Source organism: Streptomyces sp. NPDC048751 (assembly GCF_043198595.1).
Lineage (GTDB): Bacteria > Actinomycetota > Actinomycetes > Streptomycetales > Streptomycetaceae > Streptomyces.
The window spans coordinates 264,553-281,398 of record NZ_JBICUX010000002.1 but is presented as its reverse complement, the minus strand read 5'-3'; the positions used below and the strand labels follow the sequence as shown (position 1 = coordinate 281,398).

Annotated in this window: 10 protein-coding genes and 1 pseudogene; 8 read left to right on the top strand and 3 right to left on the bottom strand. The window is 72.9% G+C overall.

The genetic code is table 11. The annotated features are described in order from the left end of the window. Nucleotides 1-18 precede the first annotated feature (18 nt). The 4 genes from ACGFNV_RS08155 to nudC all read left to right on the top strand — a co-directional run bounded on the left by ACGFNV_RS08155 (nucleotide 19) and on the right by nudC (nucleotide 9,705). Nucleotides 19-3,582 carry an ATP-dependent helicase gene (locus tag ACGFNV_RS08155; RefSeq protein WP_393620416.1) on the top strand — a complete coding sequence of 1,188 codons (3,564 nt, stop codon included), beginning with the start codon at nucleotides 19-21 and terminating at the stop codon, nucleotides 3,580-3,582. A 35-nt stretch (nucleotides 3,583-3,617) separates the two neighbouring features. Next, nucleotides 3,618-7,184, top strand: a complete 3,567-nt coding sequence (locus ACGFNV_RS08150) for an ATP-dependent helicase (RefSeq protein ID WP_393620415.1) — start codon at nucleotides 3,618-3,620, stop codon at nucleotides 7,182-7,184. A 10-nt stretch (nucleotides 7,185-7,194) separates the two neighbouring features. Continuing rightward, complete coding sequence (locus ACGFNV_RS08145) at nucleotides 7,195-8,607, top strand: dipeptidase (protein ID WP_393620413.1); 1,413 nt, start codon at nucleotides 7,195-7,197, stop codon at nucleotides 8,605-8,607. A 156-nt stretch (nucleotides 8,608-8,763) separates the two neighbouring features. Continuing rightward, entirely contained in the window at nucleotides 8,764-9,705 is a 942-nt protein-coding gene (nudC, locus tag ACGFNV_RS08140) for an NAD(+) diphosphatase (RefSeq protein ID WP_393620412.1), read from the top strand. Between the two features lie 81 nt (nucleotides 9,706-9,786). On the opposite strand, the gene ACGFNV_RS08135 is transcribed toward nudC, so the two are convergent. Further along, on the bottom strand, nucleotides 9,787-10,029 hold the full coding sequence (locus ACGFNV_RS08135) for a mycoredoxin (RefSeq protein WP_133927214.1): 243 nt from the start codon (nucleotides 10,027-10,029) through the stop codon (nucleotides 9,787-9,789). A gap of 185 nt (nucleotides 10,030-10,214) precedes the next feature. Here ACGFNV_RS08135 and ACGFNV_RS08130 point away from each other — a divergent pair, with 185 nt between their 5' ends. The 4 genes from ACGFNV_RS08130 (at nucleotide 10,215) to ACGFNV_RS08115 (ending at nucleotide 13,767) form a co-directional block, all read left to right on the top strand. Further along, the gene (locus tag ACGFNV_RS08130) at nucleotides 10,215-12,413 is read left to right on the top strand and encodes an ATP-dependent DNA helicase UvrD2 (RefSeq protein WP_393620410.1); all 2,199 of its coding nucleotides are present in this window, start codon (nucleotides 10,215-10,217) and stop codon (nucleotides 12,411-12,413) included. Nucleotides 12,414-12,578: 165 nt separating this feature from the next. Continuing rightward, on the top strand, nucleotides 12,579-12,902 hold the full coding sequence (locus ACGFNV_RS08125) for a hypothetical protein (protein WP_393620409.1): 324 nt from the start codon (nucleotides 12,579-12,581) through the stop codon (nucleotides 12,900-12,902). Nucleotides 12,903-13,078: 176 nt separating this feature from the next. Continuing rightward, nucleotides 13,079-13,447: a WhiB family transcriptional regulator gene (locus ACGFNV_RS08120; protein ID WP_005480495.1), complete on the top strand. Its 369-nt coding sequence runs from the start codon at nucleotides 13,079-13,081 to the stop codon at nucleotides 13,445-13,447. Beyond that, on the top strand, nucleotides 13,444-13,767 hold the full coding sequence (locus ACGFNV_RS08115; protein WP_393620408.1) for a hypothetical protein: 324 nt from the start codon (nucleotides 13,444-13,446) through the stop codon (nucleotides 13,765-13,767). Before ACGFNV_RS08120 ends, ACGFNV_RS08115 begins: the two co-directional genes overlap by 4 nt. 162 nt (nucleotides 13,768-13,929) lie before the next feature. On the opposite strand, the gene ACGFNV_RS08110 is transcribed toward ACGFNV_RS08115, so the two are convergent. Continuing rightward, the gene (locus tag ACGFNV_RS08110; RefSeq protein ID WP_393620406.1) at nucleotides 13,930-15,327 is read right to left on the bottom strand and encodes an ABC1 kinase family protein; all 1,398 of its coding nucleotides are present in this window, start codon (nucleotides 15,325-15,327) and stop codon (nucleotides 13,930-13,932) included. After that, nucleotides 15,320-16,602 (bottom strand): annotated as a pseudogene (locus ACGFNV_RS08105) (TOMM precursor leader peptide-binding protein). Before ACGFNV_RS08105 ends, ACGFNV_RS08110 begins: the two are co-directional and overlap by 8 nt. Nucleotides 16,603-16,846: the final 244 nt, after the last annotated feature.

Here is a 16,846-nt window from a genome sequence, read left to right as displayed (position 1 = left end):
CCAGGACCGGCGAACCACGTGAGCTCCTCTTCCTCCACCAGGCGCCTGCCGCACCCCCAGGTGCGGCAGGGGAGCCGTGGCGCTTACCGACTGGTACGTACCCCGCCGACCCGCGTCGACCCCCCTCGTTTGGACGCCGCACAGCGTGCCGTGGTTGACCACACGTCCGGGCCGCTGCTCGTCCTCGCGGGTCCGGGCACCGGCAAGACCACCACGCTCGTGGAGTCCGTGGCGGCCCGCGTCGCCCGAGGCGGTGATCCCGCGCGGATCCTCGTGCTGACGTTCAGCCGCAAGGCGGCCGTCGAACTGCGCGACCGCATGGCCCTGCGCACCGGAGCCGCCCGCGCGCCACAGGCGACCACCTTCCACTCGTTCTGCTACGCCCTGGTCCGCGCCCACCAGGACAGCGAGCTGTTCGCCGAGCCGCTGCGGCTGCTGTCCGGCCCCGAGCAGGACGTGACCGTCCGCGAGCTGCTCGCGGGACAGCCCGACCTGGAACGGCTCGGCCTCGCTCACGTGCGCTGGCCGGACGAGTTGCGCGCCTGCCTGACCACCCGCGGCTTCGCCGACGAGGTCCGCGCGGTCCTCGCCCGCAGCCGTGAACTGGGCCTGGGGCCCGACGCCCTGGACGCCTTCGCCCGCCGCACGGGCCGTCCCGACTGGCGCGCCGCGGCCGCCTTCCTCGCCGAGTACCTCGACGTGCTCGACCTGCAGGGCGTGCTCGACTACGCGGAACTGGTCCACCGCGCGGTCCTCCTCGCCCACCGCCCCGAGGTCGCCGAGCAGCTCGCCGCCCGGTACGACGCCGTGTTCGTCGACGAGTACCAGGACACCGACGCGGCTCAGGTACGACTGCTGCACGCCCTCGCAGGCGGCGGCCGCACCCTGGTCGCCTTCGGTGACCCCGACCAGTCGATCTACGCGTTCCGGGGCGCCGACGTGAACGGCATCCTGGACTTCCCCGACGCCTTCCCGCGCGCGGACGGGCGCCCCGCCCCCGTCGAGGTGCTGCGCACGTCCCGCCGCTCCGGCGCAGGGCTGCTGGCCGCGACCCGGCTGCTCACCCAACGCATGCCGCTGACCCGCCTGCCGGCCGACAAGGTGCGCGCCCACCGCGAGCTCGCGCCCACCCGGGACGGCGGCCGCGTGGAGGTCTTCACCTACCCGACGCCGGGCATGGAGCTGGACAACGTCGCCGACATCCTCCGCCGCGCGCACCTGGAGGACGGCGTCCCCTGGGGCGAGATGGCCGTCCTGGTGCGCGCCGGATCCCGCTCGATACCGACGGTCCGCCGCGCGCTCACCGCGGCGGGCGTGCCCCTCGACATCGACGGCGACGACCTCCCCCTGCGCCACGAACCGGCGGTGGCACCCCTGCTGACGGCCCTGCGAGCGGTGGCGACGGCGGCGGTCACCCATTCCGAGGTGCCGCTGTCCGAGGCGGGGGCCGCTGCCGAGGTGCCGCTGACCGAGGCGGGGGCCGCTGCCGACGTGCCGCCGTCCGAGCGGGGGGCCGCTGCCGAAGTGCGGCCGTCCGGGTCGGGGGCCGCTGCCGAAAGGCCGACGCCGGAGCCCGGGGGCGCTGCCGAGGTGCCGCTGTCCGAGGCGGGGGCCGCTGCCGAGGTGCCGCTGACCGAGGCGGGAGCCGCTGCCGAGGTGCCGCCGTCCGAGTCGGGGGCCCGCGCCGAAGGGCCGACGCCCGAGCCCTGCTGGCTCGACACCGAGACCGCCCTCGCGCTCCTCGCCTCGCCCCTCGCCGGCATGGACGCCGCCGATCTGCGTCGCCTCGGGCGTGCCCTGCGCGAGGAGGAGCGCGCCGCGGGCAACCCGCTGCCGCCGCCCTCGGACGACCTGCTCGCTCGGGCCCTCGCCGAGCCGGAGTGCCTGGTCGCGCACGACCCGACGTACGCGCGCGGTGCCCAGCGCCTCGGCGCGCTGCTCGGGAAGGCCCGCGCGCGCCTCGCCGGAGGCGGTACGGCCGAGGAGGCGCTGTGGGACCTGTGGGAGGGCACTCCGTGGCCCACCCGCCTGGAGCGGGCTGCCCGGCGGGGCGGCGCGGCCGGTCGCAACGCCGACCGTGACCTCGACGCCGTGTGCGCGCTCTTCGCCACCGCGGCCCGCGCGGAGGAGCGCGTCGGTGGCCGGGGCGCCCTGAACTTCCTGGAGGAGATCGACTCCCAGGACATCGCCGCCGATACCCTCACCCGGCGTGCGGTACGCCCCGACGCGGTACGCCTGATGACGGCGCATCGCTCCAAGGGCCTCCAGTGGCGACTGGTCGTCGTGGCCGGCGTCCAGGAGGGCCTGTGGCCGGACCTGCGCCGCCGCGGTTCCCTCCTGGAGGCCGACCGCATCGGCCGCGACGGACTCGCCGAACCGCTCACCCCCGGCGCACTGCTCGCCGAGGAGCGCCGCCTGTTCTACGTGGCCGCCACGCGTGCGCGTGAACGCCTCGTCGTCACCGCGGTGAAGACCCCCGCCGACGACGGCGACCAGCCCTCCCGCTTCCTGACGGAACTCGGCGTCGAACCCAAGGACGTCACCGGCCGCCCCCGCCGCCCCCTGTCGGTCGCCGCGCTCGTCGCCGAGCTGCGCGCCACGACGGTCGACCCGCAGGCGTCCGACGCCCTCAGGGAGGCGGCGGCACGGCGGCTGGCCCGGCTCGCCGCGCTCGCCGACGAGGACGGGCGCCCGCTGGTGCCGTCCGCGCACCCCTACCGCTGGTGGGGCATGTTCGAGCCGACCGAGAGCAAGGTGCCGCTGCGCAACCGCGACCAGCCCGTCGTCCTGTCCGGCAGCGCCCTCGACCAACTCGCCAACACCTGTGCCCTCCAGTGGTTCCTGGGCCGTGAGGTGAAGGCCGACGCCCCCGCGACCGCCGCCCAGGGCTTCGGCAACGTGGTCCACGTCCTCGCCGACGAGGTCGCCTCCGGGCACACCCCCGCCGACCTCGCCGTCCTCATGGAACGCCTCGACTCCGTGTGGAACGCGCTCGCCTTCGACGCGCCGTGGAAGTCGCACCAGGAGAAGGAACACGCGCGCGTGGCCCTCGAACGCTTCCTCCAGTGGCACGTCATGGACCGCGCGGGACGCGCCCCCGTGGCGAGCGAGCACGACTTCGACGTCACCCTCGGAGCCGGTGACTACGAGGTACGCATCCGCGGCCAGATGGACCGCGTGGAGGCGGACGGCGAGGGCCGTGCGTATGTCGTCGACTTCAAGACCGGCAAACAGCCCGTCAGTTCCGCCGAGGTGGAACGCCATCCCCAGCTGGCCGTCTACCAGCTCGCCGTGCGCGAGGGAGCCGTTGACGACGCCTTCGACGGCGTACGGCCCGAACCGGGCGGCGCCGAACTCGTCCAGCTGCGGCAGGGGGCCGCCAAGCGCGACGGCGGCGAGACCCTGCCCAAGGTGCAGGCCCAGGAGCCACTGGAGGGGGAGTGGATCGGCGAACTGCTGGCCACCGCCGCCGGAAAGGTGCTCGACGAGCGGTTCGCGCCCACCACCGGCCAGCAGTGCGCGCACTGCGCGTTCCGGGCTTCGTGCAGCGCACGGCCCGAGGGGCGGCACGTGGTCGAGTGACACGAGTGTCAGTGCCCGCGGTTAGCCTCTCCGACATGCCCGCCCGTATCTCCGATCCCGAGCAGCTCAAGGAGCTCCTCGGGATCCCGTTCACCCCCGAGCAGATGGCGTGCGTCGTCGCGCCTCCCGCTCCCCAGGTGATCGTGGCCGGAGCCGGGTCGGGCAAGACGACGGTGATGGCGGCCCGCGTGGTGTGGCTGGTCGGCACCGGCCAGGTCGCCCCCGAACAGGTCCTCGGCCTGACCTTCACCAACAAGGCCGCCGGTGAACTCGCCGAGCGCGTCCGCAAGGCGCTGATCAAGGCGGGCGTCACCGACCCCGACGTCATCGACCCGGACAACCCCCCGGGCGAGCCGGTGATCTCCACGTACCACGCCTTCGCAGGCCGCCTGCTGACCGACCACGGTCTGCGCATCGGCCTCGAACCGACCTCACGCCTGCTCGCCGACGCCACCCGCTACCAACTCGCCGCGCGGGTCCTGCGCGAGGCCCCCGGCCCCTATCCGTCCCTCACACGGTCCTTCGCCGACCTGGTCAGCGACCTCCTCGCCCTCGACGCCGAGCTCGCCGAACACCTCGTACGGCCCGAGGACCTGCGCGCCTACGACGCCGAACTGCTGGGCGCCCTCCAGAACGCCAAGCTCACCAACGCCGACCTGCGCAGGGTTCCCGAGGCGGCCGCCGCCCGCCGGGAACTCGCCGAACTGGTGCTGCGCTACCGGGCCGCGAAGCGCGAGCGCGACCTGCTCGACTTCGGCGACCAGATCGCCCTCTCCGCGCGGCTCGCGAGTCTGCCGGAGGTGGGCCGTGCCCTGCGCGAGGAGTTCCGCGTGGTGCTCCTCGACGAGTACCAGGACACGTCTGTGGCCCAGCGCGTCCTGCTCGCGGGCCTGTTCGGGGACGGCACCGGGCACCCTGTGACCGCCGTCGGAGACCCGTGCCAGGCGATCTACGGCTGGCGCGGCGCCTCCGTGGCCAACCTCGACGACTTCCCCGAGCACTTCGCGCACGCCGACGGCCGCCCCGCGTCCCGGCAGGCCCTCAGCGAGAACCGCCGCAGCGGCGGCCGCCTCCTCGACCTCGCCAACGGCCTGGCCGAACCCCTCCGCGCGATGCACGCGGGCGTGGAGGCCCTGCGCCCGGCCCCCGGCGCCGAACGCGACGGCGTGGTGCGCTGCGCGCTCCTGCGTACCCACGCCGAGGAGATCGACTGGATCGCCGACTCCATCGCCCACCTGGTGAACACCGGCAAGGCCCCCGGCGAGATCGCCGTGTTGTGCCGCACGGCGACCGACTTCGCGGAGATCCAGGGCGCGTTGGTCGCCCGGGACGTCCCCGTCGAGGTGGTGGGCCTGTCCGGGTTGCTGCACCTGCCCGAGGTCGCCGACCTCGTCGCCGTCTGCGAGGTCCTCCAGGACCCCGGCGCCAACGCCTCCCTGGTCCGTCTGCTGACCGGCCCGCGCTGGCGCATCGGCCCGCGCGACCTCGCTCTCCTCGGGCGACGCGCCCGGCTCCTCGTCGCCCACGCGCGCGGGGACGACGCCGACGACCCCGACCGCCGGCTCGCCGAAGCCGTCGAGGGCGTCGACCCGGCCGAGGTGATCTCGCTCGCGGACGCCCTCGACACGTTCCTGGAGACACCCCTGTACGGCGACGCCGGCACCAGGGACGACGACGGACTGCCCTTCTCGCCGGACGCGCGCGTGCGGTTCGCCCGCCTCGCCGCCGAACTGCGCGACCTGCGCCGCTCCCTCTCCGACCCGCTGATGGACGTCCTGCACCGCGTCCTCGCCGTCACCGGCCTGGAGGTGGAACTGTCGGCGTCACCGCACGCCCTGGCCGCCCGTCGCCGCGAGACCCTGTCGAACTTCCTCGACATCGCCGCCTCCTTCGCCTCCAACGAGAACGCGGCGAGCCTGCTCGCCTTCCTCGGCTTCCTGCGCACCGCCGCCCAGTACGAGAAGGGCCTCGACAACGCGCTGCCCGGCGGCGAGAACACCGTCAAGGTGCTCACCGCGCACAAGTCCAAGGGCCTGGAGTGGGACGTCGTCGCCGTCCCCGGCCTGGTCACCGGCACGTTCCCCAGCAGCCAGGGCCGCGAGAAGTGGACCGCCCAGGCCAAGGTGCTGCCGCACGAACTGCGCGGTGACGCCGACACGCTGCCCGAGGTGGCGGCATGGGACTCGCGGGGCCTGAAGGCCTTCCACGAGGAGATGAAGGAACACCAGCACACCGAGGAACTCCGCCTCGGCTACGTCACCTTCACCCGCCCCCGCTCCCTCCTGCTGGGCTCCGGCCACTGGTGGGGCCCCACCCAGAAGAAGCCCCGCGGGCCGTCCGCCTTCCTGCTGGCCCTCCACGAGCACTGCGCGGCCGGCCACGGGGAGATCGAGGCGTGGGCGGACGAGCCGGAGGAGGGCGAGGAGAATCCGGCCCTGCACCGCGCGGGCGCCGACCAGGTGTGGCCCCTGCCCCTGGACGACACCGCCCTCGCCCGCCGCCGCGCCGCCGCCGAGACCGTCCTCGCCCACCTCGAGCACCTCACCTCCCCCGAGGACGGCCACCCCGCCGCCCACGCCACGCACCCCTACGACGACCCGGACTGGCCGCCGCCCCCGGAGCACGAGGAGCCGCCGTACGACGAGGAGGACCTCGTCGACGAGACCGACCCCTTCGAGGAGGAGGCTCCCTTCGACGAGCGCTCCTACGACGAGTCTTCCCATGACGGGGACGCCGCCTTCGACGGTGACCTCTCCGACTGGGACGCCATGCCCACGGACCGCCCTACGGTCCCGCACCAGGCGACGGCCCCCGAACCGTCCCTCGGCCCACCCCCCACACGCCACACCACCCACACCGGCCCGGCGCGCCTCACGCCCGAGGAAGCCCGTGCCATCGCCTCCTGGGACCGTGACCTCGACGCCCTCGCAGGCGAGCTCCAGCGCGCCCGCCAGAGCGTCACCGACGTCCCCCTGCCGACCACGCTGACCGCCTCCCAGCTGCTGCGGCTGGCCGCCGACCCGGACGGCTTCGCGCAGGAACTCGCACGCCCCATGCCGCGCCCTCCCCAACCCGCCGCCCGCCGGGGCACCCGGTTCCACGCCTGGGTCGAGGCCCGCTTCGAAGCGCTGACACTGCCCATGCTGGAGCCGGAGGACCTGCCCGGCAGCGAGGCCGAGATCGCCGACGAGCGGGACCTGGAGGCGCTCAAGGACGCCTTCGAGCGCACCGAGTACGCCCACCGCACGCCCCACCGAGTCGAGGCCCCCTTCCAGATCGAGATCGCCGGCCGCGTCGTACGGGGCCGTATCGACGCCGTGTACAAGGAAGGCGACGGCAGGACGGCGACGTACGAGATCGTCGACTGGAAGACCAACCGCGCCCGCACCGCCGACCCGCTCCAGCTCGCCCTGTACCGCCTGGCCTGGGCCGAGCAGCGGGGCGTGCCCCTGGAGTCGGTCACGGCCGCGTTCCTGTACGTCCGCGACGGCGAGGTCGTACGGCCGGACGACCTGCCGGGCCGGGCCGCGCTGGAGCGGCTGCTCCTGGACGAGCCGTCGTGTGACGAACCGCCCAGCGAGGATGCCGGTGCGGGCCGATAGGGTCGTGGCCATGAGCCAGCCCGTTGACAGTGCCGTCAGCGCCGTCCGTACGTACATCGAGCAGCACCGTGCCGCCTTCCTCGACGACCTCGTCGAGTGGCTGCGCATCCCGTCCGTGTCGGCCCAGCCCGACCACGCTCCCGACGTACGACGCAGCGCCGACTGGCTCGCCACCCGCCTCAAGGAGACCGGGTTCCCGACCACCGCGGTCTGGGAGACCCCGGGCGCCCCCGCCGTCTACGCGGAGTGGCCCTCCGGCGATCCCGAGGCGCCCACGGTCCTCGTCTACGGCCACCACGACGTGCAGCCCGCCGCCCGCGAGGACGGCTGGGACGGCGAGCCCTTCGAACCCGTCGTCCGGGAGAACCGCCTCCACGCACGCGGGGCGGCCGACGACAAGGGCCAGGTCTTCTTCCACACGCTCGGCGTCCGCGCCCATCTCGCCGCCACGGGCCGCACCGCCCCTGCCGTGAACCTGAAGCTCCTGATCGAGGGCGAGGAGGAGTCCGGCTCGCCACACTTCCGCACCCTCGTCGAGGAGAACGCCGAGCGGCTGGCCGCCGACGCCGTGGTCGTCTCCGACACCGGCATGTGGTCCGAGGACACCCCCACGGTGTGCACGGGCATGCGGGGCCTCGCCGAGTGCGAGATCCGGCTCCACGGCCCCGACCAGGACATCCACTCCGGCTCCTTCGGCGGAGCCGTCCCCAACCCGGCGACCGCCGTGGCCCGACTGGTCGCCGCCCTGCACGACGAGCACGCGCGCGTGGCGATCCCCGGGTTCTACGACGGCGTCGTCGAGCTCACCGACCGCGAGCGGGAACTCTTCGCCGAGCTGCCCTTCGACGAGGAGCGGTGGCTGCGCACCGCCAAGTCCCGCGCCGCCCACGGCGAGGCCGGGTACACCACCCTGGAGCGCGTCTGGGCCCGTCCCACCGCCGAGGTCAACGGCATCGGCGGCGGTTACCAGGGCGCCGGGAGCAAGACGATCATCCCGTCCTCGGCGATGGTGAAGCTGTCCTTCCGACTGGTCGCGGGCCAGGATCCCGACCGCGTCGAGAAGGCCGTCCGCGCGTGGGCCGCCGACCAGGTGCCCGCGGGGATCCGCCCCGAGATCACCTTCAGCCCCGCCACCCGCCCGTGCCTGACTCCTCTGGACCACCCGGCGCTCCAGTCCGTGGCCCGCGCCATGGGCCGCGCTTTCGAGACGCCGGTCCGCTTCACCCGTGAGGGCGGCTCGGGACCCGCCGCCGACCTCCAGGACGTCCTCGGTGCCCCCGTCCTCTTCCTGGGCATCTCCGTCCCGTCCGACGGCTGGCACGCCCCGAACGAGAAGGTCGAGCTGGACCTGCTCCTCAAGGGCGTCGAGACCAGCGCGTACCTGTGGAGCGACCTCGCGGAGAACTGGCGTCGTGCACCTTGACCGCTCCGAGCCGCCCTTGGCGGCGCCGCGCGCGGGGCACACTGAGAGGGCCGCCCCGCCCACCCAGGACCCGCCGGACCCGGCCGCCTGCTGCCGTACGTCCCGCTGAACCGACCGCCGAAACCATCCTTGCCACCGGGGGAGATGCATACACCCGTGACCGCCTGGACCGACCACACCGCCGACCGACCCATCTCGCTCACCGCGCCCAGCGGCATCGACCGGGCCGCCCACCACCGGCTCGACGAGGCCTGGCTCGCGGCGGCGTGGAGCCACCCCTCGACGCGCTGCTTCGTGGTCTCAGGCGGCCAGGCCCTCATCGACGAGACGCCCGACGGCCGGACCGAACTCGTCATGACCCCGTCCTTCGAGGCCCCTCTCACCGAGGCCCACCGCTACTTCCTGGGCATCGACGAGGACGGCGTCAGCTACTTCGCCCTCCAGAAGGACGGGCTGCCCGGCCGTATCGACCAGTCTGCGCGCCCGGCCGGTCTGCGCGAGGCGGGCCTGCTGCTGTCGGCGCGCGACGCCGGTCTGATGGTGCACGCGGTCGGACTGGAGAACTGGCAGCGCACGCACCGCTTCTGCTCCCGCTGCGGCGAGCGCACGGTCATCGCCGCGGCCGGGCACATCCGCCGCTGCCAGGCCTGTGGCGCCGAGCACTACCCGCGCACCGACCCCGCCGTGATCATGGCGGTCACCGACGAGGACGACCGCATCCTGCTCGGCCGCCAGGTCCACTGGCCCGAGGGCCGCTTCTCCACGCTGGCCGGCTTCGTCGAGCCCGGGGAGTCCATAGAGCAGTCGGTGCGCCGCGAGGTCTGCGAGGAGGCCGGCATCGCGGTCGGTCCGGTCGAGTACGTCGCCAGTCAGCCCTGGCCCTTCCCGTCCAGCCTCATGCTGGGTTTCATGGCGCGGGCCACCTCCACCGACATCACCGTCGACGGCGACGAACTGCACGAGGCCCGCTGGTTCTCCCGCGACGAACTGCGCGCCGCGTTCGAGTCCGGCGAGGTCCTGCCGCCGTACGGGATCTCCATCGCGGCCCGCCTGATCGAGATCTGGTACGGCAAGCCGCTGCCGACGCGCAGCATCTGACGTGGTGTGACGCGAAATGCAGAAGGGGTGGCTGTTCCCGCTCGGGAACAGCCACCCCTTCTGTGTCTCACAGCGGTGCGGTCACGCGCCGATCTTCTGCTTCACCTGAGCCAGCGAAGGGTTCGTCAGCGTCGAGCCGTCCGGGAAGAGGACGGTCGGGACCGTCTGGTTTCCGCCATTCGCCTTCTCCACGAAAGCGGCGGACGCCGGGTCCTGCTCGATGTTGATCTCGTTGTACGTGATGCCTTCGCGCTCCAGCTGCTTCTTCAGCCGCTGGCAGTAGCCGCACCACGTCGTGCTGTACATCGTCACAGTGCCCTGCATGTCTCGCGCGCTCCTCTGATGGCTCGGGGAAAGAGGTCGTCCGGTGCGGAAACGTACGCGAGCGGGCCGCCATTCCCGCCGGGGGTATGCCCGCCCGCGTGACGCCTGCCGCATTAGTACGACTGCGAGCGGCTCCCTGTGGACAACCGACTCACCCGCCCCGGGCGACCTGGCAGCATGGCTGTGTGACAGCAGCAACGCACTCCACCCTCTTCCCGCAGGCACCGGACACTGCCGACGCGGTGCTCGAAGGGCTCGACCCCGAGCAGCGCGAGGTGGCCACCTCCCTGCACGGGCCGGTGTGCGTACTGGCGGGTGCCGGCACCGGAAAGACCAGAGCGATCACCCACCGCATCGCCTACGGCGTACGCGCGGGGATCCTCCAGCCGTCCAGTGTGCTCGCCGTCACCTTCACCAACCGTGCCGCGGGAGAGATGCGCGGGCGGCTGCGCCTCCTCGGCGCGCAGGGGGTCCAGGCCCGCACCTTCCACTCCGCCGCGCTCCGGCAACTGCAGTACTTCTGGCCGAAAGCCATCGGTGGCTCCCTGCCCCGGCTCGTCGACCGCAAGATCCAGCTCGTGGCCGACGCGGCCGCCGCCTGCCGCATCCGGCTCGACCGGGGCGAACTGCGGGACGTCACCGCCGAGATCGAGTGGTCGAAGGTCACCCAGACCGTCCCCGCCGACTACGCGGCGGCCGCCGCCAAGGCCGGTCGGGACACGCCCCGCGACCCCGCCGAGATCGCCCAGCTGTACTCCGTCTACGAGGACCTCAAGCGCGACCGGGGCGTCATCGACTTCGAGGACGTCCTGCTGCTGACCGTCGCCGTCCTGCAGGACCGGCACGACATCGCCGAACAGGTGCGCGCCCAGTACCAGCACTTCGTCGTCGACGAGTACCAGGACGTCAGCCCCCTCCAGCAACGTCTGCTGGAACTGTGGCTCGGCGACCGGGACAACCTGTGCGTGGTCGGCGACGCGAGCCAGACCATCTACTCGTTCACCGGGGCGACGCCGGACCACCTCCTCGACTTCCGCACCCGCCACCCCGGCGCCACCGTCGTCAAGCTGGTCCGCGACTACCGCTCCACCCCGCAGGTCGTCCACCTCGCCAACGGCCTGCTCGCCCAGGCCCGCGGCCGCGCCGCCGACCACCGGCTCGAGCTGGTCTCCCAGCGCGCCCCGGGCCCCGAGCCCGCCTACACCGAGTACACCGACGAGCCCGCCGAGGCGGAGGGTGCCGCCCACCGCATCCGTGACCTCATCGACGCGGGCGTCCCGGCCGGCGAGATCGCCGTCCTGTTCCGCACGAACGCCCAGTCGGAGACCCACGAACAGGCCCTCGCGGATGCCGGGGTGCCCTACCAGCTGCGTGGCGCCGAGCGGTTCTTCGACCGGCCCGAGGTGCGTAAGGCGGGCATCGCCCTGCGCGCCTCGGCCCGCTTCGGCGGCAACGACTCCCTCCTCGCCGACGCCGTCGACCTGCCCTCCCAGGTGCGGGCCGTGCTCTCCGGTGAGGGCTGGACCACGCAGCCCCCGGCCGGCTCGGGAGCCGTCAGGGAGCGCTGGGAGTCGCTGGCCGCGCTGGTCAACCTGGCGCAGGACTTCGCCGCCGCCAAGCCCGGCGCCACCCTGGCCGACCTGGTCGCCGAACTCGACGAGCGGGCGAACGCCCAGCACGCGCCCACCGTGCAGGGCGTCACCCTGGCCTCGCTGCACTCCGCCAAGGGGCTGGAGTGGGACGTCGTGTTCCTGGTCGGGGTCGCCGAGGGGATGATGCCGATCACCTACGCCAAGACCGAGGAACAGATCGAGGAGGAGCGCCGCCTGCTCTACGTGGGCGTCACCCGCGCCCGCGAGCGGCTGCACCTCTCCTGGGCGCTGTCCCGCTCGCCCGGCGGCCGGCCGAACCGCCGCCCCAGCCGCTTCCTGGACGGGCTGCGCCCGGGCTCGGCCGGTGCCGCCGGTCGTGGCGGCACGGCCGCCTCCGGAGGCGTCGAGCGCGGCTTCGCGGGCCGGGGACCGACCGCCGTGCCACGGCGGACGCAGCGGGCCCCCGCCCGGTGCCGGGTCTGCGGGCGCACGCTGACAGACGCCGGTGAGATGAAGCTGATGCGCTGCGAGGACTGTCCGTCCGACATGGACGAGGGTCTGTACGAGCGGCTGCGCGAATGGCGCGCCGAGCAGGCGGAGCTCAGCGGGCAGCCCGGATTCTGCGTTTTCACCGACAAGACCCTTATGGCGATCGCCGAGGCAGCTCCCGACGACCCGGGCGAGCTGGCGCGGATCCCGGGGGTCGGCGCGCGCAAGCTCAACCGCTACGGGGCCGATGTCCTGGCCATCTGCGCAGGCAGAGGCCCCGGGGAGGACGATCGCCGGAACTGACGCGAACTCGTCGAAAAAATAGTTTGCGCATGCCCCAGCAATCCCCATAGGTTCTTAGCCACGGGGACGGAGGCCTTCTCGGAGGCCCCGCTTTCGTGTTGTACTTGCATACCCGCGCGGACTGGTTCACCCCAGTCCCTGAGACGCCGAGAGGAGGCGATTCCAGTGATCAGCATCGAGACCAGCTCCATCAGCACCGCCAAAATGACCGATCGCTCGGTCGTCTCCATGTGCCTGCTCGGCGACTCCCCTCTGGGCACCGGTCTGTCCGGCACTCGTGCCGTGCGTCCGGCGTCCGCCCTGTCTCTCTCGGGCCTTCCCGTCCGCGAGCGCAATGAGCGACCGACCAAGGCACTGGAAGCAGCAGTAAAGGCGCAGGCGCAGGCCTATGCCTTTGCGGTGACCGGTGCCGGATTCCGGAAGCAGACGACGCAGCACCACCTGATGTGGGCCTTCCGTGGGCCAGAACCCTGGAGTGATCCAGCCTGACAGTCGATCAGGCCGGCGCCTTCAGGGCCGCGGAACCCCACCCGGGATCCGCGGCCCTTTTGTTTTCCCCGAACGGGGACGACGGAGCGAAGGGGCCTCGGGGCAAGAAAAGAACCCGGTACCAGCCGCCACCCGGTCCAACAGGACCGGAAACGACCAGACGAGGAAGACGAACCGTGCAACTCGAAGCGCACGCCCCGTCCGTACCGCCTTCCGAAACGATCCCCCCGCCCGGCCTCACGGAGGACTCCACCTTGACCCCGCTCACCGCGCTCACCGCGCTCGACGACGCCATCGAGAACCTCGGCGTACCCGTCCCCTGCCGCTCCTACGACCCCGAGGTCTTCTTCGCCGAGTCCCCGGCCGACGTCGAGTACGCCAAGTCCCTGTGCCGCACCTGCCCGCTGATGGAGGCCTGCCTCGCCGGCGCCAAGGAACGGCGTGAGCCGTGGGGCGTCTGGGGTGGCGAGCTGTTCGTCCAGGGTGTTGTCGTCGCCCGGAAGCGGCCGCGTGGCCGCCCGCGCAAGAACCCGGTCACGGCATGAACACCGCAGGAACGATCGACCGCCCTCTCACGCACGACCCCAAGAAGCAGGCCCCGATGAAGCCGTCCACCAGCGAGCCCGCCGGCTCCGCGACCGAAGACGTCACCACCACCCGCGCGAACGACTCGCGCCAGAACAGGACCCGAGAGATGCAACTCATCCCAGAAGCCCTGGCTCGTGCGCATATGCACGAGCGACTGCACGAGGCCGAGCAGGAACGCCGGGCCGTGCGCCTGGCGACCGCCCGCCGGATGCAGCGCCGGGCCGAGCGCGCCTCGATGCGCGCCCGCCGCGCGCTCGCCATGGCGGTCATGCAGTAAGGAGCCCTTGCACCATGCCCGCCCGGGGCGCTCATAGTGCAAGGACCCCCAAGGCCTTCACCCACCTGAGCGGGGGCCGGTCCGACGAACGGACCGGCCCCCGCGGTGCGTTGTGCGCCCGATCAGCCGAGCAGCTCGGAGGAAAGCCGCGGCCTCCGGGCCTCAGGCTTCCGCCGCCGACTCCTCCTCACCCAGGTCCTCGACCGCGTCCTCGTCCTCGTTTACGTCCTCCGGCACGAACCCGGGGAGCCACTCCTGCAGTTCCTCGCGCATCCGCACCGTCGCACCGAGCTGGCACAGCACGCCGATGGTGCTCAGCGTCACCCGGTGGATGAGGAGATAGGCCGGAGGCAGGTTCAGGCGCTTGCCCAGCTGGTAGGCGGGGGAGCGGGGGTCGGCTATGCGGGCCGCCTGGCTGCGCATCCAGCCGCGGGTGAAGGTGAACTCGTCGACCTGGGCGGGCTCGATGATCGGCAGGAGGTAGTCGAGGACCGCGTCGGGGTCCAGGTCGATGGACTCCTTGACGAATCCCTCGGCGCACAGGAGCTCGTAGACGGCTTCCGCCTCGCCGTCGAGCGTCATCCGCAGGGAGTCGCCGATGGGCGTCGGCAGGCCGCCGGGAAGGCGGTCGACCGTGCCGAAGTCCAGGACGCCCAGACGCCAGGACTCCTCGTCGTCCGGTCCGCCGGGCAGGAGACGGAAGTTGCCGGGGTGCGGGTCGGCGTGCAGGAGGCCGGTGCGGGCCGGGCCGGAGAAGAGGAAACGGGCCAGGAGCTGCCCGGCGCGGTCCCGCTGCTCCTGGGTGCCGTCGGAGATGATCTCCGACAGGGGGATGCCGTCGATCCACTCGGTGACCAGGACCTGGTCGCACTGGTGGACGACCGCCGGCACCACGACGTCGGGGTCGCCCGCGAACTCCTCCGCATGGGCCTGCTGCGCCTGGGCCTCCAGTTCGTAGTCGAGTTCCTCGGAGACACGGTCCCTGAGCTCGGAGATCAGTGGCTTGACGTCCATGCCCGGGATGAGCGGGCCCAACAGCCGGGCGAAGCGGCTCAGTTGGTTCAGATCGGACAGCAGGGCGTCACCGGCGCCCGGGTACTGCACCTTGACCGCGACCTCGCGGCCGTCGTGCCACACGCCCCGGTGGACCTGGCCGATCGAGGCCGCCGCGGCCGGCTTGTCCTCGAACTCCAGGAACAGGCTCTGCCAGTCCTCACCGAGCCGCTCCTCGAGCACGCCGTGCACCGTGCGCGTCGGCATGGGCGGCGCCGCGTCCTGGAGTTTGGTCAGGGCCGCGCGGTAGGGACCCGCGACTTCCTCGGGCAGCGCCGACTCGAAGACGGACAGCGCCTGCCCGAACTTCATCGCGCCGCCCTTCAGCTCACCGAGCACCTTGAACAACTGGTCCGCGGTGCGCTGCTGCAGCTCGCGGCCGACGAGCTCCGCCGACTCGCCCACGATCCGTTTGCCGAGCCCCCAGGTGGCCCGCCCGGCGAAGCCGAGCGGAAGCGCGGCGAGCTTGGCGGTCCGGGTGACCGCCTTCCGGGGAAGATCAGACATGCGCCCTCCAAGTCCCAGCCGGCCGCGCCGCGCCTGCCTTACGGCATAACTCCGTTGACGGCCGTTGCCCCGCCATTGTCGCGTGCGGGCCCTCGGTCTCCGAAGTGTGTTCTCCCTCAGCTTCTTTCTCAGCTACTTTCTCAGTTCGGTCCGTGGCTCTCCGTGGCTCTCCGCAACCTCTTCCGTTGCCTTCCGCGCGGCCCCGCACGGGCATGCGGGGTGCGCCCGGACCGGCCGCGCGTGCCAGTGCAGGCCCGGCAAGGACACCTCCCAGCGGGCGCCCGCGCTCGACGGCACATGACCGTCCAGAAAAGCGAGCGCGTGCGCGGCGGCCAGTCCGGCGACGGTCGTGGCCAGCGTCAGATCGCAGGGGCGCACCTGGCGCGGCTTCCCGGAGCGCCACTGCGCGACCAGCCGCGGCCAGGTCGGATCCCGGTCGGCGCGCCCCTCCTGAAGACAGCCCGCGCAGCCCGTCTCTCCTGGCAGGACGAAGGGGCCGACCACCCCCGTCCCTTCCACGACGCCCGTATAGAGGTGTGGTGTGCCGGAGGAGACGAGCGGAGCGGCGTCGGACGGGCACGGTGAGTGCACGGCGACGTCGTCCCGTGGGGCGAGGACCACAAGGGAGAAGCCGGGGTCCGCCTCCTCGGGCCGCGTGCGGGTGCCGTGGCGCGAGGGCCGGTCGGGGGCGGCCCGGCGCGCCGCACGGCAGGCGGCCTCGTCCCGGCGTTCGCCGACGGCCTCGGCGGGCAGCCCGCCCGGTGCCACGTCCCACGGCTCGACCCGGCCGCCGTCACGGACATCGACCTCGCCGACGCCCGCTCCTGCCAGCAGCGAGGCCAGCACCGCGCCCACCCGTCCCGCGCCCCTGACCTGCACCCGCAAGGAGCGGCGGGCGGCCAGCCGGACGACGGCGTCGCCCGGTTCCCGGGTGATCAGGGAGAGGGAGGCGAGGTCCGGGCGGAGCCGGTCGAGGGCCTGCTTCCTGTCGCGCAGGGCGTCGGCGGCGGCCCCGCCTCCCTTCGCGTCGTCGAGCAGCCCAGCCCGCGACAGCCGTTCCACCAGCGTGTCGACCTGACCGTCCGGCAGGCCCACGCGGCGACCCTCCTCACGCAGCAGCGCCATGCCGCGGGTGCCGTTGAGCAGGTCGAGGAAGTCGCCCGTGGCTCTGTCCATCGGACCGAGTGTCATGGCGTGCGCCGGAGTCATCCCGAACTGCACGGTGTCGAGGTCGCGCCAGCCGCGCCGCAGCGCGGGCTTCACCGTCGGATGCATGTGTGTCCCCCTGGCAACAGGCCCTGGTAACTCCCCGTGAGCCGACGGAGCGGGGGCGTGGGGGCGTCCTCGCCCCGCCGGCGAGTGCCAGCATGCCCGGCCGGGGCGGCGGACGTCGGAAGTTGTCCACAGGCTGTGGGGATTCTTCGTACAAATCACTCTTCATGTCGGTCGTACTCATCCAAACGCATGGTGGGCGATCAGAATCGAAACATTCCGAACCGGGACTTCCTCGTGTGCAGCG